The sequence below is a fragment of the Mycobacterium sp. AMU20-3851 genome, assembly GCF_043974665.1.
Classification (GTDB): Bacteria; Actinomycetota; Actinomycetes; order Mycobacteriales; family Mycobacteriaceae; genus Mycobacterium.
Genome location: NZ_CP146371.1, coordinates 2,667,390 through 2,694,133, shown reverse-complemented (window position 1 = coordinate 2,694,133; position 26,744 = coordinate 2,667,390). Strand labels below are relative to the sequence as shown.

29 protein-coding genes are annotated in these 26,744 nt (G+C 68.2%); 12 read left to right on the top strand and 17 right to left on the bottom strand.

Going from position 1 to position 26,744, the window contains the following annotated elements; all coding sequences use genetic code 11:
* Positions 1-17 precede the first annotated feature (17 nt).
* The gene (locus V4U86_RS12900; protein ID WP_395311588.1) at positions 18-695 is read left to right on the top strand and encodes a FadR/GntR family transcriptional regulator; all 678 of its coding nucleotides are present in this window, start codon (positions 18-20) and stop codon (positions 693-695) included.
* 5 nt (positions 696-700) lie between these two features.
* Here V4U86_RS12900 and V4U86_RS12895 read toward each other — a convergent pair whose 3' ends face one another.
* The gene (locus V4U86_RS12895) at positions 701-979 is read right to left on the bottom strand and encodes a hypothetical protein (RefSeq protein ID WP_395311587.1); all 279 of its coding nucleotides are present in this window, start codon (positions 977-979) and stop codon (positions 701-703) included.
* Positions 980-1,446: 467 nt separating this feature from the next.
* Here V4U86_RS12895 and yaaA point away from each other — a divergent pair, with 467 nt between their 5' ends.
* From yaaA to V4U86_RS12875, 4 genes are all read left to right on the top strand, one after another.
* Positions 1,447-2,193, top strand: coding sequence for a peroxide stress protein YaaA (gene yaaA / locus V4U86_RS12890; protein ID WP_395311586.1), 747 nt, complete (start codon positions 1,447-1,449; stop codon positions 2,191-2,193).
* A 93-nt stretch (positions 2,194-2,286) separates the two neighbouring features.
* Entirely contained in the window at positions 2,287-3,429 is a 1,143-nt protein-coding gene (locus tag V4U86_RS12885) for an esterase family protein (RefSeq protein WP_395311585.1), read from the top strand.
* A gap of 43 nt (positions 3,430-3,472) precedes the next feature.
* On the top strand, positions 3,473-4,843 hold the full coding sequence (locus tag V4U86_RS12880; RefSeq protein ID WP_395311584.1) for a WS/DGAT/MGAT family O-acyltransferase: 1,371 nt from the start codon (positions 3,473-3,475) through the stop codon (positions 4,841-4,843).
* Positions 4,844-5,168: 325 nt separating this feature from the next.
* Positions 5,169-6,227 (top strand): hypothetical protein, encoded by a 1,059-nt coding sequence (locus V4U86_RS12875; RefSeq protein WP_395311583.1) that lies wholly within the window; start codon positions 5,169-5,171, stop codon positions 6,225-6,227.
* 6 nt (positions 6,228-6,233) lie between these two features.
* Here the strand turns inward: V4U86_RS12875 and V4U86_RS12870 are convergent, their stop codons facing one another.
* Together V4U86_RS12870 and V4U86_RS12865 are read right to left on the bottom strand one after the other, a co-directional pair.
* Positions 6,234-6,890, bottom strand: a complete 657-nt coding sequence (locus V4U86_RS12870; protein ID WP_395311582.1) for a GNAT family N-acetyltransferase — start codon at positions 6,888-6,890, stop codon at positions 6,234-6,236.
* 56 nt (positions 6,891-6,946) lie between these two features.
* Complete coding sequence (locus tag V4U86_RS12865) at positions 6,947-8,209, bottom strand: amidohydrolase family protein (RefSeq protein ID WP_395311581.1); 1,263 nt, start codon at positions 8,207-8,209, stop codon at positions 6,947-6,949.
* 24 nt (positions 8,210-8,233) lie between these two features.
* Here V4U86_RS12865 and V4U86_RS12860 point away from each other — a divergent pair, with 24 nt between their 5' ends.
* A complete protein-coding gene (locus V4U86_RS12860; RefSeq protein ID WP_395311580.1) occupies positions 8,234-9,091 on the top strand; it encodes an AraC family transcriptional regulator in 858 nt (285 codons plus the stop codon).
* On the opposite strand, the gene V4U86_RS12855 is transcribed toward V4U86_RS12860, so the two are convergent.
* Positions 9,092-9,730, bottom strand: a complete 639-nt coding sequence (locus V4U86_RS12855) for a TetR/AcrR family transcriptional regulator (protein WP_395311579.1) — start codon at positions 9,728-9,730, stop codon at positions 9,092-9,094. It lies immediately after the preceding gene.
* A gap of 110 nt (positions 9,731-9,840) precedes the next feature.
* Here V4U86_RS12855 and V4U86_RS12850 point away from each other — a divergent pair, with 110 nt between their 5' ends.
* Positions 9,841-10,107, top strand: coding sequence for a WhiB family transcriptional regulator (locus V4U86_RS12850; protein ID WP_395311578.1), 267 nt, complete (start codon positions 9,841-9,843; stop codon positions 10,105-10,107).
* Between the two features lie 41 nt (positions 10,108-10,148).
* Here V4U86_RS12850 and V4U86_RS12845 read toward each other — a convergent pair whose 3' ends face one another.
* Positions 10,149-10,529 carry a nuclear transport factor 2 family protein gene (locus V4U86_RS12845; protein ID WP_395311577.1) on the bottom strand — a complete coding sequence of 127 codons (381 nt, stop codon included), beginning with the start codon at positions 10,527-10,529 and terminating at the stop codon, positions 10,149-10,151.
* Between the two features lie 125 nt (positions 10,530-10,654).
* On the opposite strand from V4U86_RS12845, the gene V4U86_RS12840 reads away from it, so the two are divergent.
* From V4U86_RS12840 to V4U86_RS12830, 3 genes are read left to right on the top strand one after another with little or no spacing between them, the layout of a single operon-like run.
* Positions 10,655-11,575, top strand: a complete 921-nt coding sequence (locus V4U86_RS12840) for an alpha/beta fold hydrolase (RefSeq protein WP_395311576.1) — start codon at positions 10,655-10,657, stop codon at positions 11,573-11,575.
* Positions 11,576-11,619: 44 nt separating this feature from the next.
* Positions 11,620-12,480 carry an LLM class F420-dependent oxidoreductase gene (locus tag V4U86_RS12835; protein WP_395311575.1) on the top strand — a complete coding sequence of 287 codons (861 nt, stop codon included), beginning with the start codon at positions 11,620-11,622 and terminating at the stop codon, positions 12,478-12,480.
* Positions 12,481-12,500: 20 nt separating this feature from the next.
* Positions 12,501-13,439 carry an LLM class flavin-dependent oxidoreductase gene (locus tag V4U86_RS12830; RefSeq protein ID WP_395311574.1) on the top strand — a complete coding sequence of 313 codons (939 nt, stop codon included), beginning with the start codon at positions 12,501-12,503 and terminating at the stop codon, positions 13,437-13,439.
* Here the strand turns inward: V4U86_RS12830 and V4U86_RS12825 are convergent.
* The 3 genes from V4U86_RS12825 to V4U86_RS12815 all read right to left on the bottom strand — a co-directional run bounded on the left by V4U86_RS12825 (position 13,436) and on the right by V4U86_RS12815 (position 15,809).
* Complete coding sequence (locus V4U86_RS12825; protein ID WP_395311573.1) at positions 13,436-14,722, bottom strand: competence/damage-inducible protein A; 1,287 nt, start codon at positions 14,720-14,722, stop codon at positions 13,436-13,438. The genes V4U86_RS12830 and V4U86_RS12825 overlap by 4 nt on opposite strands.
* 25 nt (positions 14,723-14,747) lie before the next feature.
* Positions 14,748-14,972 carry a hypothetical protein gene (locus V4U86_RS12820; RefSeq protein ID WP_395311572.1) on the bottom strand — a complete coding sequence of 75 codons (225 nt, stop codon included), beginning with the start codon at positions 14,970-14,972 and terminating at the stop codon, positions 14,748-14,750.
* Between the two features lie 93 nt (positions 14,973-15,065).
* Positions 15,066-15,809: a glucose 1-dehydrogenase gene (locus V4U86_RS12815; RefSeq protein WP_395311571.1), complete on the bottom strand. Its 744-nt coding sequence runs from the start codon at positions 15,807-15,809 to the stop codon at positions 15,066-15,068.
* A 104-nt stretch (positions 15,810-15,913) separates the two neighbouring features.
* Here V4U86_RS12815 and V4U86_RS12810 point away from each other — a divergent pair, with 104 nt between their 5' ends.
* Positions 15,914-16,984 (top strand): NAD(P)H-dependent amine dehydrogenase family protein, encoded by a 1,071-nt coding sequence (locus V4U86_RS12810; RefSeq protein WP_395311570.1) that lies wholly within the window; start codon positions 15,914-15,916, stop codon positions 16,982-16,984.
* Here the strand turns inward: V4U86_RS12810 and fmdA are convergent.
* The gene (gene fmdA, locus V4U86_RS12805; protein WP_395311569.1) at positions 16,977-18,233 is read right to left on the bottom strand and encodes a formamidase; all 1,257 of its coding nucleotides are present in this window, start codon (positions 18,231-18,233) and stop codon (positions 16,977-16,979) included. The genes V4U86_RS12810 and fmdA overlap by 8 nt on opposite strands.
* A 45-nt stretch (positions 18,234-18,278) precedes the next feature.
* Between fmdA and V4U86_RS12800 the strand changes: the two genes are divergently transcribed.
* Positions 18,279-18,434 (top strand): hypothetical protein, encoded by a 156-nt coding sequence (locus tag V4U86_RS12800; RefSeq protein WP_395311568.1) that lies wholly within the window; start codon positions 18,279-18,281, stop codon positions 18,432-18,434.
* Between the two features lie 276 nt (positions 18,435-18,710).
* Here V4U86_RS12800 and V4U86_RS12795 read toward each other — a convergent pair whose 3' ends face one another.
* Genes V4U86_RS12795 through V4U86_RS12760 form a run of 8 tightly spaced genes read right to left on the bottom strand, consistent with a single transcriptional unit; the run spans position 18,711 to position 26,708 of the window.
* Positions 18,711-19,922, bottom strand: a complete 1,212-nt coding sequence (locus V4U86_RS12795) for a PucR family transcriptional regulator (protein ID WP_395311567.1) — start codon at positions 19,920-19,922, stop codon at positions 18,711-18,713.
* A 57-nt stretch (positions 19,923-19,979) separates the two neighbouring features.
* The gene (locus V4U86_RS12790) at positions 19,980-20,930 is read right to left on the bottom strand and encodes a PDR/VanB family oxidoreductase (protein ID WP_395311566.1); all 951 of its coding nucleotides are present in this window, start codon (positions 20,928-20,930) and stop codon (positions 19,980-19,982) included.
* A gap of 4 nt (positions 20,931-20,934) precedes the next feature.
* Complete coding sequence (locus V4U86_RS12785) at positions 20,935-21,984, bottom strand: Rieske 2Fe-2S domain-containing protein (RefSeq protein WP_395311565.1); 1,050 nt, start codon at positions 21,982-21,984, stop codon at positions 20,935-20,937.
* A complete protein-coding gene (locus tag V4U86_RS12780; protein WP_395311564.1) occupies positions 21,981-22,877 on the bottom strand; it encodes a polysaccharide deacetylase family protein in 897 nt (298 codons plus the stop codon). Before V4U86_RS12780 ends, V4U86_RS12785 begins: the two co-directional genes overlap by 4 nt.
* Complete coding sequence (speB, locus tag V4U86_RS12775; RefSeq protein WP_395311563.1) at positions 22,874-23,833, bottom strand: agmatinase; 960 nt, start codon at positions 23,831-23,833, stop codon at positions 22,874-22,876. Before speB ends, V4U86_RS12780 begins: the two co-directional genes overlap by 4 nt.
* Positions 23,834-23,845: 12 nt before the next feature.
* Entirely contained in the window at positions 23,846-24,550 is a 705-nt protein-coding gene (locus V4U86_RS12770; protein ID WP_395311562.1) for an SDR family NAD(P)-dependent oxidoreductase, read from the bottom strand.
* Positions 24,550-25,251, bottom strand: coding sequence for an SDR family NAD(P)-dependent oxidoreductase (locus tag V4U86_RS12765; RefSeq protein WP_395311561.1), 702 nt, complete (start codon positions 25,249-25,251; stop codon positions 24,550-24,552). Before V4U86_RS12765 ends, V4U86_RS12770 begins: the two co-directional genes overlap by 1 nt.
* Positions 25,248-26,708: an APC family permease gene (locus tag V4U86_RS12760; RefSeq protein ID WP_425590833.1), complete on the bottom strand. Its 1,461-nt coding sequence runs from the start codon at positions 26,706-26,708 to the stop codon at positions 25,248-25,250. Before V4U86_RS12760 ends, V4U86_RS12765 begins: the two co-directional genes overlap by 4 nt.
* Positions 26,709-26,744: the final 36 nt, after the last annotated feature.

Sequence of the window (26,744 nt, the reverse complement as noted above, 5' to 3'; positions counted from 1 at the left end):
TGGATGAAAGGGTTTACATGCCGCTGGCCGCCACCCGCCGCACCGGACTGGTCGAGCAGGTCATCGATCAACTCCGCGCCTCGGTGCGCACCGGCGAATGGCCGGTGAACACCAAGATCCCCACCGAGCCCACCCTGGCCGAGACACTGGGGGTCGGCCGCAACACGGTGCGAGAGGCCGTACGCGCGCTGGCGCACAGTGGAATCCTGGAGGTCCGGCAAGGCGACGGGACCTATGTGCGAGCCACCAGCGAGGTCTCCGGTGCGCTGCACCGCCTGTGCGGCAACGAGTTCCGCGACGTCCTACAGGTCCGTCGCTGCCTGGAGGTCGAAGGCGCACGGCTGGCCGCGGCGGCCCGCACCGATACCGACCTGACCGACCTCTGGCAGCTGCTGGAACGCAGCGAGACTCTGAGAAACGGTGGTCCGGCCGCCGATTTCGCCCGCGCCGACGCCGACCTGCATTTCGCGGTGATGCGAAGTTCGCACAACCCCGTGCTGACCGAGCTCTACCGCGGACTCACCGAAGTCGTGTCTGCCAGCGTCATCACCACCACCGAGGACCCGCCGGCCGCCGGACTCGCCAGACACCGCGGGCTCATCGAAGCGATAGCCGCGCAGGACGTCGAACGAGCGGGCCGCGAAGCGGGCGGCTTCCTCGACGAACTCCTCAACCGGCTATCCGGCGAGGGCTGAACCGGCTATTCCGGCGCCAGCACGTCGCTGTTGACGAAGGTCAGCGAACCCGAATCGAGCAGCACCGCCCAGCGGCGCGCCGGATCAGCAATATGGTTGTCGCCGATGTCCACCGAATAGCCTGCGCTGTCGCCGAAGTCGTCGACGATCACGCCCACAACCTCGTCGTCGGTGCCGGCGTGCACGCGCACCCGTACATCGACGGCGAACTCGCTGTTGTCCGCCGGGTCCTGGTCGTGGTCGTCGCCGCCGGCCTCGGCGTCGACGGTCTCCTGAGCTGTCACCAGCGCTCCCCTGTCATCTTCGGCGACCACGGCTGGCGGTCGTCGTCCGAACTCATCATGGACACGAATGCGCGGAATGCATGTCATCTAGCCGACCGACAAACTCGTCAGCTAATGCACCGGGCCGTGCAACCGCGCATCGTCCGCCATCCATGATCGCAGACTTCTCCTGCCCCGACGCCACTACTCAATCCAAATGCACTCTATTGCGATCATTTCGCATTTCGGACGAGACATATCCGCCCGACGCCACCCTGGCACACACCGGCTGACCACACCCGATGCCGACGCGGCCGGCGGCATCGTCGATTGGACCACGGCGCCGGCCGAGCTGTTTCGATCCGATGTTCGAATTGCCACGGATGATCGAAGTGGTCGATGTCCCGACGATTCACACTCCCGGCAATCACATGGCCACCGCCGACGGCAGAGGCCGGTCACCGACCCTGCTCCGCTAACCTCTCAGCGTGATCGTGCTGCTGCCCCCGTCGGAAACCAAACGATCCGGCGGCGACGGTCCGCCGCTGCGTCTGGACCAACTCAGCTTCCCCGCCCTGAACTCCCTGCGCGCGGAGCTGGTCGATGAGCTGGGCGCCCTGTCCGCCGACGTGGCCGCCTCCCGGCGGGCGCTCGGTCTGACCGCCAAGCAGGACGCGGAGATCGAACGCAATGCCACCCTCACGAGCAGCCCGACGCTGCCCGCGATCGACCGCTACACCGGGGTGCTCTACGACGCACTCGACATCGACTCGTTGCGTGGTGCCGCCGCAGCCCGGGCCAGGGCCCGGCTCGCCGTCGGCTCGGCGCTGTTCGGATTGTTGCGGGCCGACGATCCGGTGCCCGCCTACCGGTTGTCTGCCGGGTCCAAGCTGCCCGGCCGTCCCACCCTGGCGGCCAGGTGGCGACCGGTCCTCGAGCCGGCCCTTGCCGAGATCGCGGCCGGCGAGTTGATCGTCGATCTGCGCTCCGGCTCGTATGCCGGGCTCGGACGGGTACCCGGCTCGGTCCGGGTCAACGTCCTGGCCGAGCACCCCGACGGACACCGCACCGTGGTCAGCCATTTCAACAAGGCGCACAAGGGAAAACTGGCCCGTGTCCTGGCCGGCAGCAAGGCCGAACCCGATGACGCCGCCAAGGTCGCGACGGTGGCGCGACGGGCGGGCATGCAGGTGGAACGTGACGGCGATGATCTGGTGATCGTCGTGCCGGCCTGAACGGGTCGCCGGAGTTAAACCGTTTCATAACAACGCGATCACGGCCCGCGTCGGGAGGCGGATCGGCGGTGTGCGGCTGTTAGCTTCGCCTGCATGACGCCTTCGACAACGATGCGGCGCTGGCTGCGCCGAGGCGCGTCCGCGGTCGTCTCGACGCTGGTGCTGGGCTCGCTGATCAGCGCACCGCCGGCCGCGGCGTTCTCCCGGCCCGGCCTGCCGGTCGAACAACTCGACATCCCGTCCGCGTCGATGGGTCGCAATATCCGCGTCACGTTCCAGGGCGGCGGGCCGCACGCGGTGTACCTGCTCGACGGGTTGCGCGCCCAGGATGACTTCAACGGTTGGGACATCAACACCGCCGCGTTCGAGTGGTACCACGATTCCGGCGTGTCGATGGTGATGCCGGTCGGCGGCCAATCCAGCTTCTACACCGACTGGTACCAGCCCGCGACCGGTGCCGGCGGAACCCTCACCTACAAGTGGGAAACCTTCCTCACCCAGGAACTACCGGCCTGGCTGGCCGCCAACCGCGGTGTCAGTCCGGTGGGCAATGCCGTTGTCGGCCTGTCGATGTCGGGCGGGTCGGCACTGACGCTGGCCATCTGGCACCCCACCCAGTTCATCTTCGCCGGATCGCTGTCCGGATTCGTCAATCCTTCGGCGGGGTTGTGGCCGACACTGATCGGCCTGGCGATGCGGGATGCGGGCGGTTACAACGCGACCTCGATGTGGGGCCAGAGCAACGATCCGGCCTGGCGCCGCAACGATCCCATGGTCAACATCGGCATGCTGGCCGCGAACCGGACCGCGATCTGGGTCTACTGCGGCGACGGCACCCCCTCCGAACTCGACACCGCGGGTGACTTCGGCGGCATGTTCAGCTCCCAGTTCCTGGAGAACATCACGTTGAACACCAACAAGACCTTCCAGCAGCGCTACGTGGCCGCCGGCGGCCGCAACGGGGTGTTCAACTTCCCCAAGGACGGAACGCACAGCTGGGGTTACTGGGGTTCTCAGTTGCAGGCGATGAAGCCCGATCTGCTGCGCGTGCTGGGAGTCACACCGGCCGCACCGCCGCCGGCCGTCCCGGTGCCGGGGGTTCCCGGGCCGGCCGCGGCCCTGCCCGCCGTACCGGCTCCCGCGGCACCGGTACCCGTGGCCCCGGCGCCGGCGGCGCAGGTACCGGTCGTTCCGGCGCCCGTCGGGCGGATACCGGTGGCCACCCGCCCGGCCTGAGTAATCGCCGACCCGGCGGGACCGCTGTCGGTAGCGTGACCCTATGAAGATGATCTCGCCGACCGACGCGATGTTCCTCGTCGGTGAGTCACGGGAGCACCCGATGCACGTCGGCGGACTACAGGTGTTCGAGGCGCCCGCCGATGCCGGGCCCGAATTCGTCGCCGATCTGTACGCGGCGATCGCCGAGCACGACAACTTCCAGCCCACATTTCGTAAGCACCCGGCACGGCTGTTCGGCGGAATCAGCAATGCCGCTTGGGCTTTCGATGATGAGGTGGATGTCGATTACCACTTGCGACGGTCGGCGCTGCCGCGCCCCGGCGGCGTCCGCCAACTGTTCGAGCTGACGTCGCGACTGCACGGCACGCTGCTCGACCGGCACCGCCCGCTGTGGGAGGCCTACTTCGTGGAGGGACTCGACGGGGGCCACTTCGCGGTGTACACCAAGATCCACCACTCGCTGATCGACGGGGTGTCCGCGCAACGTCTGATGATCCGCACCCTGACCCCCGACCCCGAGGACCGGGAAGTCCGGGTGCCCTGGACGCTGCAGACCAAAAAGCACCCCACTGCCGCCTCGGGTCAGGCATCGTCGTTGTTGCGTGCCGTCGGCGGCACCGCCGCAGCGGTCGCCGGCATCGCGCCGACAACCGTCTCGCTGGCCCGCGCGGCACTGGTCGAACAGCAGTTGACGCTACCCTTCCGGGCGCCGAAGACCATGTTCAACGTGCCCATCGGCGGTGCACGGCGGTGCGCGGCGCAATCCTGGAAGTTGGACCGGATCAGGTCCATCAAGACCGCGGCGCCGGGTTGCACCGTCAACGACGTGGTGCTGGCCATGTGTTCGGGAGCGCTGCGCTCCTACCTCGAAGAGCAGCGCGCGTTACCCGAAACACCCTTGGTGGCAATGGTTCCGGTGAGCCTCCGGGGGGAGCACGAGCAGGACGCCGGCGGCAACATGGTGGGTACGATCCTGTGCAATCTGGCAACCGACGAAGTCGATCCGCTGAAGCGGTTACACACCATCGGCGCGTCGATGCGGGAAAACAAGCGGATCTTCAGCGAGTTGCCCCGCACCCAGGCGCTCGCCCTGTCCGGCTTCCTGATGGCCGGCCTCGCCCTCAGCCTGGTACCCGGATTCGTGTCCTCGGCGCCGCCGCCCTTCAACATCGTCATCTCCAACGTGCCCGGCGCACATGAACCGATGTACTGGAACGGGGCCCGGTTGGGCGGCAACTACCCGCTGTCGATCGCGCTGGACGGACAGGCGCTGAACATCACCCTGACCAACAACGCCGACAATCTGGACTTCGGACTGGTCGGCTGCCGACGCAGCGTGCCGCACCTGCAGCGGTTGCTGGTGCACCTCGACGATTCGCTGGCCGCCCTGGAGCGGGCCGCCGGACTCTGAAGCGGCCGACCGACAGAAACGGGGCTTCGGTGGCACGCTTTTCGACGGTGTTGTGGTTGATTACCCGCATGGTCGGCCGCCGGAGTCACGGGACGGGCACCGCTTCATATCGGATCGGTGTCGGCCAAAAACTGCAGTTTGCGCAAATTCGGAACCGCGATAGGTTCGCCTCGTCGTCAGCCGAGGGGAAACCGCAAAGTTCATGTCACACACCGTGAATCGCCTTACGCTGACATCCGTTGCCACCGCAGGTCTGTATTGCGGCGCCCTCGTACTGACACCGCAGGCGTTTGCTGAGCCCAGCCCCGGGGTGCCGTGCCTGGAGATGGTTCAGGATCTGGCCGCCGCGCCGGAGATCATCCCCCAGTCCCTGGAGGGCGGTGCCGCGGCGCTGACCGAGGCCCTCACCCCCACCGCGCCCCCTGTCGAGGCGGCGCCGGCCGCGGTGGAGGCGGCAGCACCGCTGATCGAGGCAGCCGCCGTGCCGGCCCCACCCGCGGACGTCGCCCCACCGGCACCCGCGCCTCCCGCGCCACTCGCGGCGCCGGCGGACACGGCCGTGCCGATGGCCGCGGCCGCTCCGGTCGCAGAGGCTGTTTCGGTGCTCGACGCCGCCGTGGCCGCACCCGCACCCGTGCCGGCCGCCGCGCCGATCGCCGCCCCGGTGGTCCCGGTCGCGGCACCTCCGGTTCCCGTTGTGGCGCCCCCCGTGCCGGTCGTGGTGCCGCCCGCTCCCGTTGCGGTGCCGACCGCCGCACCGGCGGCACCCCTGGTACACGCGCCGGCGGTCCCGGCCGAGGCCGGCGCGCCGATCGCGGCTGCTCCTCCGCCGCCGGCACCGCCGGTCGAGGTGGTCGCGCCGCCGCCACCCGTCGAAGTCGCACCGGTCCCCGGTCCTCCGGTCGAAGCAGCACCGCCGGTCGTGGAAGCCGCACCGCCACCGCCGCCGGTCGAAGCTGCGCCGGCTCCCCCGCCGCCGGTCGAGGTCGCTGCGCCACCACCACCGCCGGAACCCGCACCGCCGGTGGACGTTCCGCCCGCCGCGCCCCTGGTCGAGGAGGCGCTGCCGCTCGCCGCCGTCACCCCGATCGATGCCGCCGTACCGGTGCCGGTGGCAGTGCCCCCCGCGCCTTCCGCGGCGGCATTGGTCAGCGATGCGGCGGGCAGCGTGCTGCCGGCGATCGCGAATGCGCCCTCCGTCCTCGCGGCGACGCCGCCACCCCCGTTGGCCCTGCCCTCGGTGCCCGGCCTGCCGACGTTGCCGACCGAGCTCCCGATACCCCGCGACTTCGTTTGTGAGGGCACCGCGTGGTCGGCTCAGACCGATGACGATGCGCAGACGCCCGGCGGTCCGCAGCGCGAAGCGGGCCGGGTCGACTGGTAACCCGCGTCAGGCTCCGGGCGCGCGCACCACGACCGGCACCGCCGGGAAGTAGATCGCCATCTCGGAACGGGATTTGCGCAGTGCCGCGGTGCCGTAGCCGCGCTTGCGCAGGTCCGGGCGGATCCAGATGCGCACCTCGACCTCGTGGCCGACGAGCTCCCCCAGAACCAGGCCCACCTTCTCCTCACCCTCGATGGCGACGAACCAGGCGGCCTCTTCGGCGTCCAGACGGCCCAGGGCAGAAGAGATCTCATCGTCGAGGCTGCCCGCCGGGACACCCGATCCGTCACCGGCGGTGTGCAGATCGTCGATCCGGGAAGCGAAGATGTCGCGGTCCTGGTCGCCCGAAAAGGCGCGCAGCACCAGTGTTTCCGCAGACGCCGCGGGACGCTCGTTGAGCGTGAAGGTGAGCTGGGAGTTGAGGTCTTCCAGCTCGGCGGCGATGAGCGCACGGGAGTCGCGGGTGAGCTGGGCGAAGGACAGCCCGATCACCGCTTCGCTGCCGGCGTGCGTGGTACCCAGCAGCTCGGCGATGGCGGCGACCGCCGAGTTCCGATCGGCGGCGTCGACGATGACGTCGAGCACTTCGTGCCGACGGTCAAGCGCCTTGACCAATGCGTCGGCGATCTCGCGGCGGGCGGCGGCACGGTCCAGATCGGTCATGGACCAAGCCTAGTTCGTGCCGCCGTCCGGTGCGCCGGAATCTGCCCCGGCCCACGTCAGACCTGAGCGAACCGCTTCTCGTCGTAGAGCCGGGCCCACTCCGCCCGCCGCCGGATGGAGGTGTCGACATCGGTCGCGGTGGCGCGCAGCGCGCCCACCGTGGCCTGTTCGCGGGGGGTCAGCTTGAACGGATCCCAGCCGAAGAACCGGCAGGAGTTCTCCCAGGTGATCTTGTTGATGTCGGAGTCGTCGGCGCCGGCCGCGTTGAGCTCGGCGAGCACCTGCTCGGGAGCGTCGGGCCAGAAGCAGTCCGAATGCGGGTAATCGCACTCCCAGGCGATGTTGTCGATGCCGATCTCGTGGCGCAGTTTCAGCGAGGTCTTGTCGGTGACGTAACAGGCCAGCGAATGCTCGCGGAAGACATCGCTGGGCATCTTGTCCCCGAAGTCGCGGCGCAGCCACTTCTGGTTCGTGTAGTGCCGGTCGCTGCGATCCAGATAGAACGGGATCCAACCGATACCGCCCTCGGAGAACGCGAACTTCAGGTCCGGGTAGTTACGCATCGCCGGTCCCCACAGCAGATCCTGGGCGCACATCGCCGAGACCTGGGTGGCCAGGATGATCAGGTTGTCGATCGGCGCATTGGGCGCCATGCTGATCGCCCCGAAACCGGTGCCGATGTGCAGACACATCACCACCTGCTCCTCGGACAGGGTACGGAACACCGGGCCCCAGTAGTCCTCGTCGTGGTAGCTCGGAAGTCCTTCCAGGTGCGGCAGTTCCGGCATCGTCACCGCCCGGCAGCCCTTGGCCGCGACCCGGCGGATCTCCTTGCACATGGCCTCGGGATTCCAGGTCGGCAGCACCGCGATCGGGATGAAGCGGTCCGGGTAGCTGCCGGCCCACTCATCGATGTGCCAGTCGTTGTAGGCCGACACCATCACGAGGGTGACGTCCTCGCGGTGCATGTTGAGGTGCCGGGCGGAGAATCCGGTGAAGGTCGGGAAGCACATCGAGGCCAGGATCCCGTTGCGGCTCATGTCCCGGACCCGCTCGTGCACGTCATAGACGCCCGGGCGCATCTCGGCGAAGCCCGCCGGGTCGCGGCCCCACTCCTCGGCGGGCCAGGACACCACCGCGTTGAGGCCACTGACGCCCTGCGGCCGGCCCTGGTACATCCACTGATCCACACCCTTCTCGTCGGTCACGACGATGGGGGCCTCGGACTTGTATTTGGCCGGTACGTGGTTGAGGAACATGTCCGGCGGCTCCACGACGTGGTCGTCGATGCTCACCAGAATCAGGTCGTCGGTCTGCATACCTAACTAGTACCCTCGGAATCCGTGACCGTCTCTGCGCGATCGGACAGAGGTTTGATGTTTTCGGCCAACCTGGATGACCCCGGTCGGCCGGTGATCGAATTGCGCCGCGGCGGCCGGGCACTGGCGGGCAGTTACCTCTACGAGGGCGACGGGTTGATCACCGGCTGGCACTCCCACGAGGTCCATCAGATCGAGTACGCGCTGCACGGCGTCGTCGAGGTGGAGACCGACGCCGGCCACTATCTGCTGCCGCCGCAGCAGGCCGCCTGGATCCCGGCCGGACTCGAACATCAGGCGGTGATGAATCCGGACGTCAAGACCATCGCGGTGATGTTCGACGCGCAGCTCATCGCCGACGGCGGCGATCGCGCACGGATCATCGCGGTGTCCGCGCTGATCCGCGAGATGATGATCTACGCACTGCGCTGGCCCATCGACCGACGCGGCGCGGCCGACGACGAGGGCGTCGCCGAGGACTTTTTCCGGACCATGGCACACCTGGTCAGCGAGGCGCTCGATCACGAGGCCCCGCTGAGCCTGCCCACCTCCGAGGATCCGATCGTGGCCGCGGCTCTGGCCTACACCAAGGAGAATCTCGCGTCGGTGACGGCCGAGGATGTGAGCCGTGCGGTCGCGGTGTCAGAACGCACACTGCGCAGGTTGTTCGCCGAAACCCTCGGGCTGTCCTGGCGGACCTATCTGCTGCATGCCCGGATGCTGCGGGCAATGGCCCTGCTCGCCGCGCCCGGCCAGTCTGTGCAGGCGACGTCCTCGGCGGTCGGCTTCGACAGCCTCAGCTCATTCACCCGCAGCTTCACCCAGTTCTGCGGTGAGACACCGTCGGCCTACCGCAAAAGGGTTGCCGGCGAGAAGAATTGATCACCCGGTTGCTCCGGGGTTGTCACCTCGACGGAACAGTCCGTCCCGCAGCAGGCCGTTGACGGACTCCTGCCAGCGCTGCAGTTGCTCCGGTGAGGTGAACGCCCCGGACATGTGCCGTTCGATGTGGCCGCGCATGCTGATCGTGCCCAGGGCCAGGATCATGCCGTTGATCACGGCCCACTGAAGGTCGATGTCGGGCCGGGTCTCGGCACGCTCGGCCCGGGTCTGCCAGCGCTGCGTGCCCGCCTCGTACAGGTTGTCGAAGATCGTCGCCCCCAGCTGACTGCCGTCAACCAGTGCCCGGCCGAGATACGCGGCGACATCGGGATGATCGGCGATCATCCGCTGGACTCGCTCCCCGACCTCGGAGACGGAGTCGGGCGCGAGGTCGGAGATCGGCTGGGCCATCGGGGTGATCACCACATCGAGCACGTAGCGGTCGACGGCCTCGATCAGACCGGCCTTGGTGGCGAAGTGATGCTGCACCAACCCCAGCGAGACTCCGGCCGCCGCCGCGACGCCGCGCAGCGTCGTCGCGGACGTGCCACACTCCGCAAAACTGCGCAGCGCCGCGGTACGGATCTTGTCGATGCTGCTCGGTTCCGTACCACCCGCCGCAGCGGCCTCAAGACTCACAGCTGCCACCGTAGTCAATCTCACTCCGTCGCGACTCGACGATACGGCTGTACCGTAAGTACGATACAGCCGTATGGTCCAACCGAGTAGGGAAGGGACGGTGGGAGGACGTGCATCCGATATCGATCGAAGACGGAGTGTGGACGGCGCCGTGCACGCAGAATCCCGACCGGTGGACGACCACGGCCGATGAGGGCGCCAAGGCCCTGTGCCGGGCCTGCCCCCGCCGCTGGCAGTGCGCCAAGGAAGCCTGCGTGACCCCGGGCGCGGAGGGATTGTGGGCCGGCATCGTGGTGCCGCCGTCCGGGCGCAGCAGGCAGTTCGCCCTCAAGCAGCTCCGTTCCCTGGCCGAGCGCCATGCGGGCACCCGACGATGACGGTCTGACCTCCGGAGCTGCATCACCATTCATTCGTCCCCTCAGCGCGGTTGCGCCCCCGAACAATCCGGGTCGACCTGCACGGCGTAGGAGGTGATGGCGCTGATCTTCGTCCCGGTGAACTCGAAGATGTCGCACCCGGCGACCGCCGTGACGCCGTCCGGGCCGGTGTAGCGGGCCATGGTGTCCACCGCGACCACGTCGTCCTGCGCCGCCACCACACACCGCGTCATTTCGGTATCGGTGTCGGCGAGGCTCTCGCGGGTCTCGCCGCACGTCCGGATCACCGCGTCGGCGCCCTCCAGCACCAGGTAGCCCACGATCGTCCAGCGCACGTCCTTCGCCAGATGCTGCAGCGACTCCTCGAAGCGGTGGGTGGAGAACGCCAACGCCACGGCGCCGCGGTCGATCGCATCGTCCATCGAGTCCTCCTCGATCACATGGGTTGCAACGAAACCGGCGTGCGGGACGAGCCTTGCATGTCGGCGCCCCGCCCATGGCCAAGGGCGCAATATTGCAGCCCTGTAATCCATGACACACTCAGCGGATGGTTCCTCCCATCGCGCGCCCCAAGCTTGAGGGCAATGTGGCCGTCGGCGCGGACCGGCGGCTCGGTTTCGCGGAGTTCGGCGATCCGCAGGGTCGGGCGATCTTCTGGCTGCACGGCACGCCAGGCGCCCGCAGGCAGATCCCGGCAGAGGCCAGAGCGTATGCCGAACTGGAGAAGATCCGGCTGATCGGGGTGGACCGACCGGGAATCGGATCGTCGACCCCGCACCAGTATCCGAACGTGCTGGCGTTCGCCGACGATCTGCGCGTCATCGCCGACACCCTGGGCATCGATGAGTTCGCCGTCATCGGACTGTCCGGCGGCGGGCCCTACACCCTGGCCGCGGCCGCGGCGATGCCGGAACGGGTGGTCGCCGCCGGCGTGCTCGGTGGCGTCGCGCCCTACGTCGGGCCCGACCGCATCAGCAGTGGCCTGATGAACCTCGGCTCGACGGTCGCCCCGGTCCTCGAGATCGCCGGGACGCCCATCCGGCTGGCCGCTGCCACGCTGATCAAGTTCATCGCGCCGGTCGGCTCCCCGGCGCTGGAGATCTACGCCCGGATCTCCCCCGAGGGTGACCGCCGGCTGCTGGCGCGCCCCGAGTTCAAGGCGATGTTCCTCGACGACCTGCTCAACGGCGGGCGCAAACAGCTGGCGGCGCCGTTCTACGACATCATCGACTTCGTCCGCGACTGGGGTTTCCGCCTCGACGAGGTGAAGGTCCCGGTCCGTTGGTGGCACGGCGACAAGGACCACATCGTTCCGTTCGCACACGGTGCGCACGCCGTGTCCCTGCTGCCGGACGCCGAGATGACCGTGCTGCCCGGCGAGAGCCACCTCGGGGGACTCGGCTGTGCGGAGGAGATCCTCCGCGCCATGCTGGACATCTGGGACCGTGAGGGTCGCGGATCTGACTGACATTGCTTGACAATCTCTGAAACCCTTCGAAAGGAGTTCGGCACGTGGAACTTTCGGGCACCGGAATCTGGAGCTCACACCTTCGGTACGGCGATGCGCAGCAGGCCGCCGAGGCTGCCGCCGAGCTGGAGGAACTCGGCTACACGGCGCTCTGGATCCCCGATGTCGGTGGGCCGGTTCTCGATTCGGTGGAGAACCTGCTCAGCGCGACCAAGTCCGTCGCGATCGCGACCGGCATCCTCAACCTGTGGATGCACGATCCTGCCGACGTCGCGGCCGCGCACGCCAGGTTGACCGCGACCCACGGCCGCCGCTTCCTGCTCGGCATCGGCGTGAGCCACGCGCCATTGATCGACTCCAAGAACCCAGGCACGTACCGCAAGCCACTGGCCGCCACCGCGGCATTCCTGGATGGACTCGACAACGCCGAGCAGCCGGTCTCCCCCGAGGATCGGGTGCTGGCCGCGCTGGGACCGAAGATGCTGCGGCTGGCCGCGGATCGCTCGCGCGGCGTGCACCCCTATCTCGTCACCCCCGACCACACCGCGATCGCCCGTGACGCACTCGGCCCCGGGTCGCTGGTGCTGCCCGAGCAGACCGTCATCCTCTCCGAGGATCCGGAGACGGCGCGCCCCATCGCCCGCAAGTGGCTGCAGAGCTACCTGGCGCTGCCCAACTACGCCAACAACCTGCTGCGCATCGGCTTCACCGAGGACGACGTGCACGATGTCAGCGACCGCCTACTCGACGCGATCGTGGTGTGGGGCAACGAGGATGCGATCCTGGCGCGGGTGGACGAACACAAGGCAGCCGGGGCCGATCACGTGTGTGTGCAGGTTCTCGACACCGACCTGTCGGCGCTCCCGCTTGAGCAGTGGCGCCGGCTGGCGCCCGTGCTGAACTGATCGGGCCGGTCCGCGCGGCCATGGCTGACCTGGATATCGGTGTCTACGTCCCGCAGATGGGTTTCTCGTATCAGGACGTGCTGCACCGTGCCTTGCGCTGCGAGGAACTCGGAATCGGATCCCTGTGGCTCTACGATCACCTCTGCGGCCCGGGGATGCCCGAGATCGACTCGCTGGAGGCCTGGACGCTGGCCACCGCGCTACTGACCAGGACCGAGCGACTGCGGGTCGGGCACATGGTGCTGTGCAACCAGTTCCGGCATCCGCTGCTGGTGGCCAAGATGGCGACCACGCTGGACCAGATCTCCGCGGGGCGGCTGCAACTGGGCATCGGGAGCGGTTCCATCGAGGATGAGCATCGCCGCGCCGGACTGGACTGGGGATCGTTCGCGACCCGGTCCGCCCGGCTCGGCGAGTCGCTGGAGATCCTGACCCAGGCCTTCGGCACGGGCACCGTCGACTTCGACGGTGAGCACTACACGGTGCGGGAGATGCCGATCCGGCCCGGCGCCGTGCAGCAGCCACGGCCACCGATCGTGGTCGGCGGCGTCGGCGAGAAGTACACCCTGCCCTTGGTGGCCCGCTACGCCGACGTCTGGAATGTCCCCACCTATGCGCTGGGCGAGCTGGCGCACAAACTGTCTGTGCTGCGGTCCATCTGCGCCGACATCGGACGCGACCCCGCGTCCATCGTCATGTCGGTCGAGGCGGTGATGGCGTTGGCCCCCGACGAGCGGTCACTGCCCGAGGTCCGCACATTCGCCGAAAAGCGGTTCGGTGGGCCGGGTTTCGGGCTGGCCGAAGGCGGGTTGATCGGCACCGCACCGATGATCGTCGAGCGCCTGCGGCAGTGGCAGGACCTGGGATTCGGCCAGGTGGTGCTGTTCACCCACGATCGCGCCTCCGACCGGACCCTCGAAGGTCTGGCCTCCGACGTCATCGCCGAGTTCGGGAGTTAACCCGAGCGCAGCGCCAGCAGTTCGCCGCGCAACAGGTGCAGGGCGACCGTCGTGGACCGTTCCCGCACATCGGTGCGATCTCCGGGCAGCCGCACGGTGCGGACCAGGGTGGGCCTGCCTGCCAGCGCCACCCCGAAACACACGGTGCCGACCGGCTTTTCGGCCGAGCCTCCGCCGGGGCCGGCGATCCCGGTGATCCCCACCGCGGTGTCGGCGCCGAACCGGGCCAGCGCGCCCTCGGCCATGGCGCGGGCGACCGGCTCGGATACCGCACCGTGCTGCGCGATCAGTGCGGCGTCGACCCCGAGCACGTCGACCTTGGCCTCGTTGGAATACGACACCACCCCGCCGGCCAGATAGGCAGACGAACCGGCCCGGTCGGCGAGCCGGGCCGCGAGCAGGCCGGCGGTGCACGATTCGGCGGTGGCGAACGTCCGGCCCGCCAGCAACGCGGCGACCTGATCGTCGATCAGTGCCCCGTCCTCGGAGAACAGTTCGGCCGGGTAGCGCTCGCGAAGAAGATCGATCAGTGCGGTGTAGGCATCCGCGGCGGGCGGCTCATAGCGCGTCACGATCTCCAACTCGCCGCGGCGCAGGCAGGTGGTGATCTCCAACGCGGCGAAACCTTCGATGCGAGATTCGGCTTCCCGCAACGTTTCCGCCAGACCCGATTCGGCCAACCCGAACATCCGCACGGTGTCCTGGCGGTAGACCGTGCGCCCCGCTATCGCCTGTTGCACGGCAGCGGTCTCGATCGCCCGCGCCCACATGGGCTGTAGCTCACGCGGCGGGCCGGGCAGCACGACGATCGCCGGCAGGCCCGGGCCCGGTTCGACCACCACACCCGGCGCGGTGCCCACCGGTTCCAGGATCTGCGCGCCGGCGGGCACCATGGCTTGCTTGCGATTGGCGGCCAGCACCGCCTCGAAGTCGGCGGCACCACCCCGGGCCGCCATCAGGTTGCGCAGGATCTCGGCGATCCGCTTCTCCAGGTCCGCGTCGAGCACCAACTCGCGGCCGGCGAAATGGGCCACCGTGGCGACCGTCAGATCGTCGGCCGTGGGCCCCAGCCCGCCGCTGGTGATGATGAGGTCCACACCCTGCGCGGCCAGGAACGTCAGCTCGGCCTCGATGTCGGCGGCCCGGTCACCGCATTGGGTGACGTAAGCCAGTTCGACCCCGAGCTCCAGCAACCGGTCGGCGATCCACGGCCCGTTCAGGTCCTGGACCCGCCCGGTCAATACCTCGGTCCCGGTCACCACGATGCCCGCGCGCGCACTCATGCGCTGAGCCTATGCAGCGCGCGCGTCAGCGCGACAACCAGCCCTTCACCGTCCCCAGATCGCGGGAGTACTGCTCCATGATGTCGTCCTGATGCCGTGAACTACCGCTCAGCGCGTCGTCGCCCGCCCAGATCACCCGGATGCGGGTGGCGTCACGCATGTAGATGTCCACCCGGTCCGCGACCCGCCGGTTCCAGCCGCACTCCTCGCCGGTGGCGGCAAGGCTCTGCCGTTGTGTTGCGTCGGCCATCGTGATCCTCCTGTGCTGGGCGCCCCGTTCAGAGACTGGCGCCCATTGTCCCCTGCCCCGGCTGCCGGGCCGGGACCACCCCACGGAGCATGCTCAGAAGGTGCCCTTGTGCGGCACGTCGGTGATGAGTCCGCCGTCCACCACGAACTCCCCGCCGGTGGCGAACGATGATTCGTCACTGGCCAGGAACACCACGAAGGTGGACACCTCCTCGGATGTGCCGGGGCGACCGAGCGGGGCGGTGACCATGTCGTCGGGGAAATACTTGGTCATCGGGGTACGGATGAACCCGGGGTGCAGCGAGTTGATCCGGATGTTGTGCACCCCGAGTTCGATGGCGGCCGATTTCGCCAGGCCGCGTACCGCCCATTTGGAGGCGACGTAGGGGTGCACCATCGTGGCCCCGCGCATGCCCTCGATGGAGGACACGTTGATGATGGAACCGCCACCGGCCGTCTTCATCGGTTCGACGACGGCCTGCATCCCGAGGAAGGTGCCGGTCAGGTTGACGTCGATCACCTTCTGCCACTTCGCCATGTCGAACTGGCCGATCTTGCCCAGCGCCACGATGCCGGCGTTGTTGACCAGGACGTTGAGCGTCCCGAACGCCTCCAGCGCGGTCGCGACGGCGGCCTCCCACTGGTCGGCCTGGGTGACGTCGAGGGGGACGTAACGAGCGGCATCACCGAGTTCTTCGGCGACCGCCTGCCCCTTCTCGTCGAGGATGTCACCGATGACCACCTTGCCGCCCTCGGCGACCAGTGCCCGGGCGTGCGCGGCTCCCATCCCCTGAGCGCCGCCACTGATGAGTGCCACTTTTCCGTCCACGCGTCCCATGGCCGGGAAGGCTACCGCAGCCGGCCGAAACTTAGAACCTGTTCCAATTTGTGCACCCCCGCCGCATACTGCGAGGACCACCCACTCTCCAGGAGGAGATCCGTATGCCCATTCGCGTGGCACTCGTCGGCACCGGAAACTGCGGTCAGCTGGCGCTGATCCAGCTGATCGAGGATCCGCGATTCGACCTGGTGGCGGTGGGCACCTCGACCGAGGCCAAGGTGGGCCTCGACGCGGGGGCACTCGCCGGTCTCGATGTGACCACCGGGGTCACCGCGACTCCGGGCATGGAGCAGGTGCTCGCCACGAAACCGGACTGCCTGGTGTACTGCGCCATGGGCGATACCCGCCCGATCGAGGCCACCCGCGATGTGACGGCGGCGCTGTCCGCCGGTATCAACGTCGTCGGCTCGGCGCCCGGCGGCCTGCAGTTCCCCTGGGGCGCCATGCCGCCCAAGGCCATCGCACGCGTTGAAGACGCCGCAGCGCAAGGCAATTCGAGCGTCTACATCACCGGGGTGGACCCCGGCTTCGCCACCGACCTGGTGCCGTTCGCGATCGCGAGCACCTGCCGGCGCATCGACCAGATCAAGACCATGGAGATCGCCGACTACGCCAGCTATGACGGCACCGAGGTGATGTCGATCGTGATGGGCTTCGGCAATCCGCCGGACCAGCCCGGGATGCTCTTCCTGCCCGGGGTGCTACGCGCCGCCTGGGGAACGGCGATCGCCATGCTCGCCACCGGCCTCGGCGTCGAGGTCGACGAGGTCACCGAGCACTACGAGCTCGAACCGGCGCCCGAGGACATCCCGGTCGCCACCGGTGTCATCGAGAAGGGCACGGTCGCCGCGATGCGCTTCGAGATCACCGGCGTGGTCGCCGGAAAGCCCCTCATCGTCGTCGAACACGTCACCCGGGTGCGCCCGGACCTGCGGCCGGACTGGGCCCAGCCGGCCCAGCCCGGTGGCTCCTACCGCGTCGAGATCACCGGGGAACCGTCCTACGTGGTCGACATCTGCCCGACCAGCACCCGCGGCGACCACAACTACGCGGCGATCCTGGCCGCGGCGGGCCGGATCGTCAACAGCATCCCCGCGGTGATCGCGGCGCCGCCGGGCATCCGCACCACCCTCGATCTGCCACTGGTCACCGGCACGGGCCTCGTCAGCTGAACGACGAGCGCGGCGCGCCGATACCCGGATCGATCTTGACCGGACCCGCGGCCGACGGGGCGACCGGGAAGTCGAAGATCGCGGTCGGGATGTACACGGTCGCACAGGCATTCGGGATATCCACCACGCCGGAGAGCCTGCCCTCGATCGGTGCGGCGCCGAGCAGCAGATAGGCCTGTTCCGGGCTGTAGCCGAACTTGGTCAGGTAGTCGATCGCATGCAGGCAGGCACGCTGGTAGGACAGGTGCGAATCCAGGTAGCGCTGTTCCCCGTCCAGGGTGACCGAGGTGCCGGAGAAGGCCAGCCACTCCGAGTACTGCGGATCGGTGTTGCCCGGCATGAAGATGGCGTTCTCGCTGACTCCGTAGGTCTCCATGCCACCGGGAATCACGTCGACGCGCAGATCGATGAAACCGCCCATCTCGATGGCCCCGCAGAAGGTGATCTCGCCGTCACCCTGCGAGAAGTGCAGATCGCCCACCGACAGATTGGCACCGTCGACGAACACCGGGTAGAAGATCCGGCTGCCCTTGGTGAGGTTCTTGATGTCCTGGTTGCCGCCGTTCTCCCGCGGCGGCGCGGTGCGCGCGGCTTCGGCGGCGGCCCGGGTGAACGCGTCCCCGGTCAGCCCGCCGAGAATCGCGTCCTGCGGCTCCGGTGGCAGCGCCAGCGGCGGCACCCGGTCGGGATCGGTGGCGATCAGCGCGGCCTCCCGGGTGTTCCAGGTGGACAGCAGTTGCGCCGACGGCGCGGTGCCCATCAATCCGGGGTGGACGATGCCGGTGAACTCGACCCCGGGGACGTGGCGCGAGGTCGCCTTCTGGCCGGAGAAGTCCCAGATCGCCTTGTAGGCATCGGGGAACTGCTCGGTGAGGAAGCCGCCACCGTTCTGGGTCGGGAAGATGCCGGTGTAGCCCCAGCCCTGTCCGGCCAGCGGCCCGGAGTCCTCCTGCGGGATCGGGCCGACGTCGAGGATGTCGACGATCAGCAGGTCGCCGGGTTTGGCGCCCTCCACGGCGATCGGGCCGGACAGCACGTGCACGGTGGTCAACGGGGCGTTGAGGATGTCGTCGGCCGAGTCGTCGTTGACGATCGCGCCGTCGAACCATTCGCGGCAATGCACCCGGAACGAGTCGCCCTTCTTCACCGTCACGGCCGCCGGGATGTCGGGATGCCAGCGATTGTGGCCCAGCTTCTCCTGGTCGGTGAACTTCTTGGTGGAATCGAGCGGGAATACGACGTCTGGCATGGAAACTCCTAGCTTCTCGGCAGTTTCTGATGGAGTGGATTGGTGGTGACCTTCTGTCGCCTGCCCGCCGACGGAAGCGAGGTGACCACCCCGGGCCGGTCCGCGGTCGCCCTGGTCGCATCCTGTAACGCCATGCCGGTCCCGACCCGCCCGATGTTCGGCGCCGAGATGACCCGGCCAGCGGGTCCGCCACAGTGCTGACACTCGATGGAATCCGGGCGGTCCTTCATCGGATACCGCCGCGCCATGTCACCACAATCGGCTTTGCATCGGAATACGTAGAGCACCAATAGATTTCCTCACGGCGAAGGAGCAGTGTGGTTTGGACCAACGCAACATTACCGCCGGCCGCCGATACCGGCAGGACAGTTGGAGAAGTCCACATTCCGGACGCGGCGGGGTGTACCCTCGCACAGACCGACCCTGCGCACCGCCGGACCGAAGCTCGATCCTGTTGTGCCGGTGCGCCTTAGCGGATCAGCGGGACTTGGGCCGGAGCGCCGGACCTGGGTCCGGGCTGACGGGGTCGGCCGTGCCGGCGCGGCCGCGCATGCCCATCTTCAGCGCTGCCCACAACGCGATCCGGAAGTTGATCCGGTCGGTCTCGTCGAAGGGATTCGCCCCGGTCAGTTCGGCGATCTTGGCCAGCCGGTTGCGCAGCGTGTTCACGTGGACGTACAGCTTGTTGGCTGCGGTGGCCAGATCGTGGCCGGGCGCCAGGAAGGCTTCCAGCGACGCCACCAGGTGCGAGCTGTTGCCCTTGTCGTGATCGACCAGCGGGACCAGCAGTCGCTGCACGAACGGCACCAACCGGACCTTGGGGACGGCCGCCAGCAGCCCGTCGAGGGTGGCGATCTCGTCGATGTGCACAGTGCGCTGCCAGCGACCTGCCTCTCGCAACGCCTCCAGTGCCTCCGGGATGGCATACGCCATGGACTGCGCGTCGGCTGCGATCGATACGCCACAGGCCAGTGCGCACGCCGACAATTCGGCGGTGAAGGCCTCGGTCTGCGGACACAGCGCCACGATGCGGTCTTCGAGTAACGCCACCGTGCCGCCGTGCGGGTCCACCAGCTGATGGACGTCGACGTGCGAATCCGGGCTGAACGCGCACACCACGACGGGTGCGGCGGCCAGCCCGTGCTCGGCCAACGCACTCTGCACCGGACCGACACCGAGCGTGCCGGCCAGGAACCAACGCAGGATCGATCCCAGTTCCCGCTCCCGGGCCCCGATCTCACGGTCGGCCACCCGCGTCGATTCGGCCCAGTCCACGATCCGCCGGAACGGCACCTCGGCGTGCAGCGCCAGCAACGGCAGACCCACGTCCAGGCAGGCCTTCAGCAGGGTCGCCGGGGGCTCGTCGAACAGGTCCCCCAGGCCGACCACCAACGCGCTGACATCCTGCTCGGCCAGCGTCGTGACGTAGCGCCGGACCGCCGCGTCCGGTTGGTCGACCACCGGGACGCCGACGCTGAGGATGAGTTCCCCGCCGGTGAGGTAGGGCGTCGGGTCGGCCAGCTCGGTGGGATAGACGTAGCGCACCGGCCGGTCCAGATCGGGGACCGCCGTGAGCACCTCGACCCGGAGCCCGGGCTCGGCGAGCAGATCGTTCAGCCGGACCGTGCCGTCGTGCGGAAACACCCAGGGGCTGGTCGGGTTCCGCTCCGCCGTCTGACCGGAGGTCATCGGAGGCTCCCAGCACGAACATTCATACCTGCGCAGTCTAGGGCGACCTGTCCACCGTCACAGATCGAGGCGCAGCTTGCCGGTCCCCTTCGACCGTGATACGCAAATCATCATGGTGCTGTTCTCGTGGCGCTCGCTCTCCGTCAGCAAGTCATCCCGGTGGTCCACCTCCCCGCCCAGCACCTTGGTTTCGCAAGTCCCGCAGAAGCCGGCGGTACACGAGTAGGGCGCATCGGGCACGGTCTCCAGGACGGCGTCGAGCACGCTGACACCGGCCGCCACGGTGACCGTCACCCCGGACCGGACCAGTTCCACCTCGAACGCCCCGTCCGCATCGGTATCGGCGTCTGCGGGCACCGGCGCTGCGGCGGCGAAGCGTTCGATGTGCAGTGTGACATCGGGGTGCTGTGCACTGACCTGTTGGACGGCGGCGATCATGCCCGGCGGTCCGCAGCAGTAGACGCGGGTCCCCGCGCCGCACTCGGCGAACAACCCGGCGATATCGGGCAGCCCGGACTCGTCCTCCGGCAACACGGTGGCCCCCGGGAGCGCGCCGACCCGATCCAGATAGGCCATCGCGGCACGACTCCGCCCGCCGTAGACCAGCCTGATCGGCGGTGGATCAGGTAGTGCCTGTAGCGATTCGGCCATCGCCAGGATGGGCGTGATACCGATGCCGCCCGCCAGGAACAGATACTCCGGCGCCGGGGTGAGCTCGAAGTTGTTGCGCGGCTCGCCGACTTCGAGCACCTCGCCGATACGCAGTTCCTGGTGGACCTCCCGGGACCCACCCCGGCCGTCGGCCACCAGCAGAACTGCGATGGTGTAGCTGTGCGGGTCCGCTGGGGACCCGCACAGCGAATACTGCCGCACCAGGCCCGAGCGCAACGTGAGTGCGATGTGGGCACCGGGAGCCCACTCGGGCAGGCGGTCGGCCACCGGGCTCCGCAACACCACCGAGACGACGCCGTCGGCTTCCAACCGTAATTGGGTGACCTGCAGCTTCATCGGGTCAGACCCGCAGGCGACCGTTGCCGGGCGCCGCCGCATCGGTGGAGGTGCGGGCCTCCTGGATGGTCTGCACCGCGAACTGGGTGGCACGGCGGTAATTCAAGGTGTAGACGTCCGCCGGGGCGGACACCTCGAAGGCCTGCCCGGCCAGCGGAACTTCCTTGGGCTCAAGTCCACCCAGTATCGGGGTGTCCTCGTTGAACACCTTGGTCTCGATCTCCAGGATCTCGTCCACGGTGCCGCCACGGAAGTCGCGGTCGGTGGCGACACCCCAGAAGATGATGCACTTGTCGTAGCTGACCGGGGACGGGAAATCGACCAGATAACGCTTGCCGGTCTCGGCACCGAAGTCGTACAGGATCGTCGCGATGCCCGGCGCATAGGAGTGATAGTGCATCCAGGCGTCGCCGATGTCGGAGAAGTCCGAGTCCGGCACCTGCCGGTAGAAGTAGGAGGCCCACACCTCGCGGCCCTCCCGTTTGACGTCGAGGTCGGAGACCACCGGGTTCACCTCCCCCATCGACTCCGCGTGCACGAACGGGAAGTGCGCCATATCGCGGAAGTTCTCGGTTGCCGCCATGAAACCGCAGTCCGCGTGGATCGGTTCGGCCGCACGCCATTCCAGATCCAGGTCGGCGATCTCCGGCGGGTTCGGCAGATCGAACACCGGGTCGCCCAGACAGGTCCACACGTGCTCGAACCGCTCGATCACCGGGTAGGCCTTGATCGCGGCCTTCGGCGGAATCCGGCCGCCCTCGGGCAGCGAGGGAATGGCCGTGCACTCACCGGACCGGCCGTCGAACTGCCACCCGTGGTAGGGGCAGGCGATGCTGTCCCCGTCGACGACGCCGTCGGCCAGGTTGCCGCCGCGGTGGATGCAACGGCGGTCGGTGACCCGGGCCGCCCCGGTGGAATCGCGGAACACCACCAGGTTGTGGTCGAGCAGACGCGCCGCCTGCGGGGTGTCGATATCCTGTGAGCGGGCCACCACGAACCACACGTGCTGATAGGCCTCGCGGAGCTTCTCCGGGGTGAGCGCTTCCTGTTTCATCGGTCGATACTCCTTACGGTGGGCGTGAATTCGGGTCGGGTCAAGGTGCGCGGAGTGAGCTGCTGAGCCCGCACATGCTCGGCGATCTGCGACATGCTCGCGATCCACACGTCGTCCATCGCGGCGACGTCGGCGATGAACTCCCGCAGCGCTGCCGCGCGGCCGGGACGTCCGGACAGGAACGGGTGATTGGTGAGGATCCAGGCACCACCGACGTCACGCATCGCGTCGAGTTCGCTTCGGTACAGCTCGATCGCCTTGGCCGGTGTCTCGATCAGCCCGGTACCGGAGAAGTCCGGCACGAAACAGTACTGCTGCCAGTCGTCGAGTGCCCAGCTGACCGGGAGTTCGACCAGCGACACGTCATCGGTGACGGCGAGTTCGTAGGGATGGTCGGAATCCATCAACGTGGAGTCATAGAGAAACCCGAACTCGGCAAGCAACTTCGGGGTGTGCCAGTTCATCTCCCACATGGGCGCGCGGTAGCCGACCGGCCGGACCCCGGCCACCTCTTCCAAGGCAGCGAGACCGCGCACGAGATAGTCACGCTCGGTGGCCTCGTCGACTCCGACCAGTGACTCGTGCAGGTAACCGTGATGGGCGATCTCATGGCCGCCCGCCACCACGGAACGGATGGGCTCGGGGTGGCGGTGAGCGGTGTAGCCGGGGACGAAGAACGTGGCCGGGATCTGCAGTTGATCCAGGATGTCGAGCAGTCGGGGTATTCCCACCAACGGCCCGTAGGCCTGGTGCGACATCGCACCCATCCGGTCGGCGAACGCCGGATCGGTGGTCAGCAGCGGAGATTCGGCGTCCACGTCGAAGGTGAAGGCCACGGCACAGGTCTTGCCGTCCGGCCAGGACACCGGACCGGCCGGGATCGGTGCGCTCATCGTTGAACCTTTCTCGCGAAGACGGACAGGAACTCCCACGTCACGTTGGCGGCTGCGATGGACGTGATCTCGGCGTGGTCGTAGGCCGGTGACACCTCGACCACGTCGGCGCCGACGAGGTTCACGGTGTCCAGTCCGCGGACGATGTCGAGCAATTCACGGCTGGACATGCCGCCGGCCTCGGGGGTCCCGGTGCCCGGCGCGTGGGCCGGGTCCAGAACGTCGATGTCGACGGAGACGTAGACCGGCGCGTCGCCGACCCGTTCCTGGATTTGTCGCAGCACGCCCTCGGCTCCCAGGCGGTCGATATCGCGGCAGGTGATCACGGAGAAACCGAAGTTGGCGTCCTCGACCAGATCCTGGCGGCTGTAGATCGATCCGCGGACCCCGACGTGCACATTGCTGTCGAGCAGTAGCCCTTCCTCGTAGGCCCGCCGGAACGGCGAGCCGTGCGTGATGTCGGCGCCGTAGTAGGTGTCCCAGGTGTCCAGGTGTGCGTCGAAGTGCACCAGGGCCATCGGGCCGTGCACCGAGTGTGCCGCTCGCAGGGAGGGCAACGCCACCGAGTGGTCACCGCCGAGAATCACCGCCCGCGCTCCCCCGGACAACAGTTCGGTCAGCCCGCCGGAGATCTGTTCCACCGCCTCACCGATGTCGAACGGGTTGCAGGCGATGTCACCGGCGTCGGCGACCTGGCAGACCTCGAACGGGCTGATGTCCAGTTCCGGGTTGTAGCCCCGGATCAGCCGGGAACCCTGCCGAATGGCGTTGGGCCCGAAGCGGGCACCGGGCCGGTAGGTGACGGCACTGTCGAACGGCACACCCACCAGCACCACGTCGGCGCGGGAGACATCCTCCAGCCGCGGCAGCCGGGCGAACGTCGTCCATCCCGCATAGCGGGGCTGTTGCTGGGGGTCGGCCGGTCCCACGATGGCGCGACCATTGTCGTTGTTCATCTACTGCCTTTCCTAGACACGATTTCGGGACAATCCGCCGTCGACATTCACGATCTGGCCGACCGCTGCGCCGAGCTGCGGCCGGCACAACAGACCGATCACCCGGGCCACCTGCTGCACCGAACCGGCCCGCCCGGTGGGTGGTGGGCCGGCGGCCGCATCACATATCGACCATTCCGAATCCAGTCCCCCCACGGCGACGGCGTTGACGCCCACCCCGAAACGGCCCAGATCCCGCGTCAGGGTCTTCGTCAGCGCGACGACTCCGCCGGCGGCAGCGGCCACCGCGGACAGACCGCTGCCACCGATGTGCCAGCGGGAGGTGGTCAACACCATGCGCCCACCGGATCCGTTGTCGCGCATCCATGTTGCGGCCGCCTGGGCGAACAGGAAACTACCGGTGAGTGCGGAGTCCACGTGCTGCCAGAAGTCCGTCATCGCCAACTCGGTCAGCGGCGCGACGCTGGGCAGTCCGTGCGCGAGCACCACTGCGTCGATACCGCCCATCGCCGCCACCGCCCGTTCGACCGCGTCCCGGGCGTGGTCCACGTCCCCGGGTCGGGCGTAAGTCTCGGGCGGGCCCTCGGGCTCCGGGACGTATCCCGGTGCCGCATAGGTCCCGAAGGTGGCTGCGCCACCCGCGGCGAAGTGCTCGCGCACCGCCGCACCGAGCCGGGTGTCCACACCGGTGATCAGCACCCGCGATCCGGCATCCATCAGATCACCGTTCCGCTGTTGACCGACAACACTTCTGCACACAGGAACATGTCCTCCTCCACCAGGGCGCGGACAAGCTCGGCCACCTCGCCCGGCAGCGCGATGCGTCCGGCCGGGACGCTGTCGAGGAAATCCTGCGCCCGCTCCCAGGAGTCGGCAGGCAGCAGCGGGGTATCGCACGGGCCCGGGGCCACCGCGTTGACCAGGACCCCGTCCGGGGCCACCTCGACGGCGATGCTTCGCAGCAGGCTCAACGCGGCGGCTTTCGCCGCGGCGTAGTGCGCGTCATTGCTGCCGCCGCCGATGGCGCGTTCGGAGGCGATGCCGACGATCCGTCCGCTGCCCCGTTCCCGCATCTCCGGCAGCACCGCCCGGCAGACGTGTGCCAGACCGCCGACGTGGACGCGCAGCATTCGCTCCCAGGCCGACGGGGAAATCTCCAGCGCGGGTGTCTCCTCGTAGTGTCCGGCACAGATCACCGCCGCGTCGATGCGGCCGAAACGTCCACGGATGTCGGCGATTCCGTCGGCTACGGCAGTCTCGTCGGCCACGTCGGCCACCAGCCACATATCGGTTTCGGGCGCCGGCTCCCGCGATATCGAGGTGACGATCCAGCCTCGCGACCGCAGCAACCGCGCGATCGCCGCACCGATGCCGCTGCCGGCGCCGGTGATCACGGCCACCTGTCCGCTGTCGCTCACACCGACTCCGTCACGGTCTCAGCGGCCGGTTCGGCGGTGCCGCCCGGAGTCGCCTGCCCGACGTTGCGCACCTTCACGATCACCACGCCCAGTGCCAGGATCGCGCCCATCGCGACGAAGAAGGCCCAGTTGATGAACCAGGATTCGGATACCGTGCGGGGCCAGACGATGTTGACGAAGGCGAAGCCCGCCCACAGCGTGGCCAGCGTGGTCACCGGCGTGCTCCACCGGCCCAGGCTCCACGGTCCGGGCTCCCATTTGCCGCGCAGCCGGGCCACCAGGCCGGTCACCAGGGGGAACAGGAAGGCCAGGTAGTAGCCGCCGGCGGTGAAGGTCACCAGCACCGAGTACACGTCGGTGGCCGAGATCAGGTAGACCACAGCACCGATCACCGTGGTGACCAGAATGGCGCTCACCGGCTGCGCCTCGGCCTTGGACAGTTTGGCCAGCACCCGGGAGCCCGGCAGCACCTTGTCGCGGGCGAAGGCCCAGATCACCCGGGACGCCGAGGCCTGCAGTGCGAGGAAGCTCGCCAGGAAGCCGACGACGAAGGTCAGCAGGATCGGTTTGACGGCGGACTCGCCGAGCGCGGCGCCCAGCACGTAAGTCACCGGGTCGCCGACCTCGCCCGAGGCGATCTTGTCGAAGTCCGGCACGGCCAGCGTGACCGCCAACGAGGCGTACGCGATGACGATGGCGATGAACGACACCGAGAACAGCATCGCCTTGGGCACATTGCGCTGCGGTTCCTTGACTTCTTCGGCGATCGCGCCGGCGCTCTCGAAGCCCAGGATCGACCAACTGGTGAAGGCCAGCGCGGCCAGGAACGGGCCGGAGATGTACGCCCAGGTCCAGCCGCTGCCGAAGTCGACGCCCTGCAGGATGACGTCGAGGCCGTGATGGCGGTGGAAGATCAGCAGGTAGGTGCTCAGGCCGACCGAGGCGATGATCTCGGCGATGATGCTGCCGACCATCAGCGTTTTCAGGAAGATCCGGCCCAGGATGTTCGCGCCGGTACCGGCGAGCAGGATCAGCAGCGCGATGATGCTCTGCTGCACCGCGGTTGGGCCGTGGATGCCGATCAGCTCGGCCAGGAACCCGGCGCCACCGTAGGCGACGGTGGCCATGATGATCACCAGCGCCCACATGTAGACCCAGCCGGCGAACCAGCCGGCCACTTCGCCGGCGAGCCGCTTGGTCCACTGGTAGATCGATCCTTCGAAGGGCCAGCGGGACACCAGTTCCGCGAAGGCCAACGCGATGATGAACTGGCCGGTGCCGACGATGACGAAGGTCCACCAGAAGCCGGGGCCGGCGGTGGACAGCGACAGCCCGTAGATGCCGTACATCGCCACGATCGGCGATATGAACGCGAAGGCGAACGCGAACGCCGACCATAGCGAGAACTCTCGCTTCAATTCCGCTGGCGCGGAGGTTATTTGACCGCTCGATGTCACTGAGTCACCCTTTCGCAAGCTCTCGGTTACGGAAGT

Coding starts and splice junctions, on each gene's coding strand:
- V4U86_RS12885 (WP_395311585.1), top strand. CDS start 2,287: ATGACGCCTTCGACAACGATGCGGCGCTGGCTGCGCCGAGGCGCGTCC.
- V4U86_RS12795 (WP_395311567.1), bottom strand. CDS start 19,922: ATGACCTCCGGTCAGACGGCGGAGCGGAACCCGACCAGCCCCTGGGTG.
- V4U86_RS12870 (WP_395311582.1), bottom strand. CDS start 6,890: ATGACCGATCTGGACCGTGCCGCCGCCCGCCGCGAGATCGCCGACGCA.
- V4U86_RS12825 (WP_395311573.1), bottom strand. CDS start 14,722: ATGAGTGCGCGCGCGGGCATCGTGGTGACCGGGACCGAGGTATTGACC.
- V4U86_RS12780 (WP_395311564.1), bottom strand. CDS start 22,877: ATGAGCGCACCGATCCCGGCCGGTCCGGTGTCCTGGCCGGACGGCAAG.
- V4U86_RS12845 (WP_395311577.1), bottom strand. CDS start 10,529: ATGGACGATGCGATCGACCGCGGCGCCGTGGCGTTGGCGTTCTCCACC.
- speB (WP_395311563.1), bottom strand. CDS start 23,833: ATGAACAACGACAATGGTCGCGCCATCGTGGGACCGGCCGACCCCCAG.
- V4U86_RS12820 (WP_395311572.1), bottom strand. CDS start 14,972: ATGGCCGACGCAACACAACGGCAGAGCCTTGCCGCCACCGGCGAGGAG.
- fmdA (WP_395311569.1), bottom strand. CDS start 18,233: ATGCCAGACGTCGTATTCCCGCTCGATTCCACCAAGAAGTTCACCGAC.
- V4U86_RS12770 (WP_395311562.1), bottom strand. CDS start 24,550: ATGGATGCCGGATCGCGGGTGCTGATCACCGGTGTGGACACCCGGCTC.
- V4U86_RS12790 (WP_395311566.1), bottom strand. CDS start 20,930: ATGAAGCTGCAGGTCACCCAATTACGGTTGGAAGCCGACGGCGTCGTC.
- V4U86_RS12875 (WP_395311583.1), top strand. CDS start 5,169: ATGGTTCAGGATCTGGCCGCCGCGCCGGAGATCATCCCCCAGTCCCTG.
- V4U86_RS12880 (WP_395311584.1), top strand. CDS start 3,473: ATGAAGATGATCTCGCCGACCGACGCGATGTTCCTCGTCGGTGAGTCA.
- V4U86_RS12865 (WP_395311581.1), bottom strand. CDS start 8,209: ATGCAGACCGACGACCTGATTCTGGTGAGCATCGACGACCACGTCGTG.
- V4U86_RS12810 (WP_395311570.1), top strand. CDS start 15,914: ATGCCCATTCGCGTGGCACTCGTCGGCACCGGAAACTGCGGTCAGCTG.
- V4U86_RS12830 (WP_395311574.1), top strand. CDS start 12,501: ATGGCTGACCTGGATATCGGTGTCTACGTCCCGCAGATGGGTTTCTCG.
- V4U86_RS12900 (WP_395311588.1), top strand. CDS start 18: ATGCCGCTGGCCGCCACCCGCCGCACCGGACTGGTCGAGCAGGTCATC.
- V4U86_RS12785 (WP_395311565.1), bottom strand. CDS start 21,984: ATGAAACAGGAAGCGCTCACCCCGGAGAAGCTCCGCGAGGCCTATCAG.
- V4U86_RS12815 (WP_395311571.1), bottom strand. CDS start 15,809: ATGGGACGCGTGGACGGAAAAGTGGCACTCATCAGTGGCGGCGCTCAG.
- V4U86_RS12840 (WP_395311576.1), top strand. CDS start 10,655: ATGGTTCCTCCCATCGCGCGCCCCAAGCTTGAGGGCAATGTGGCCGTC.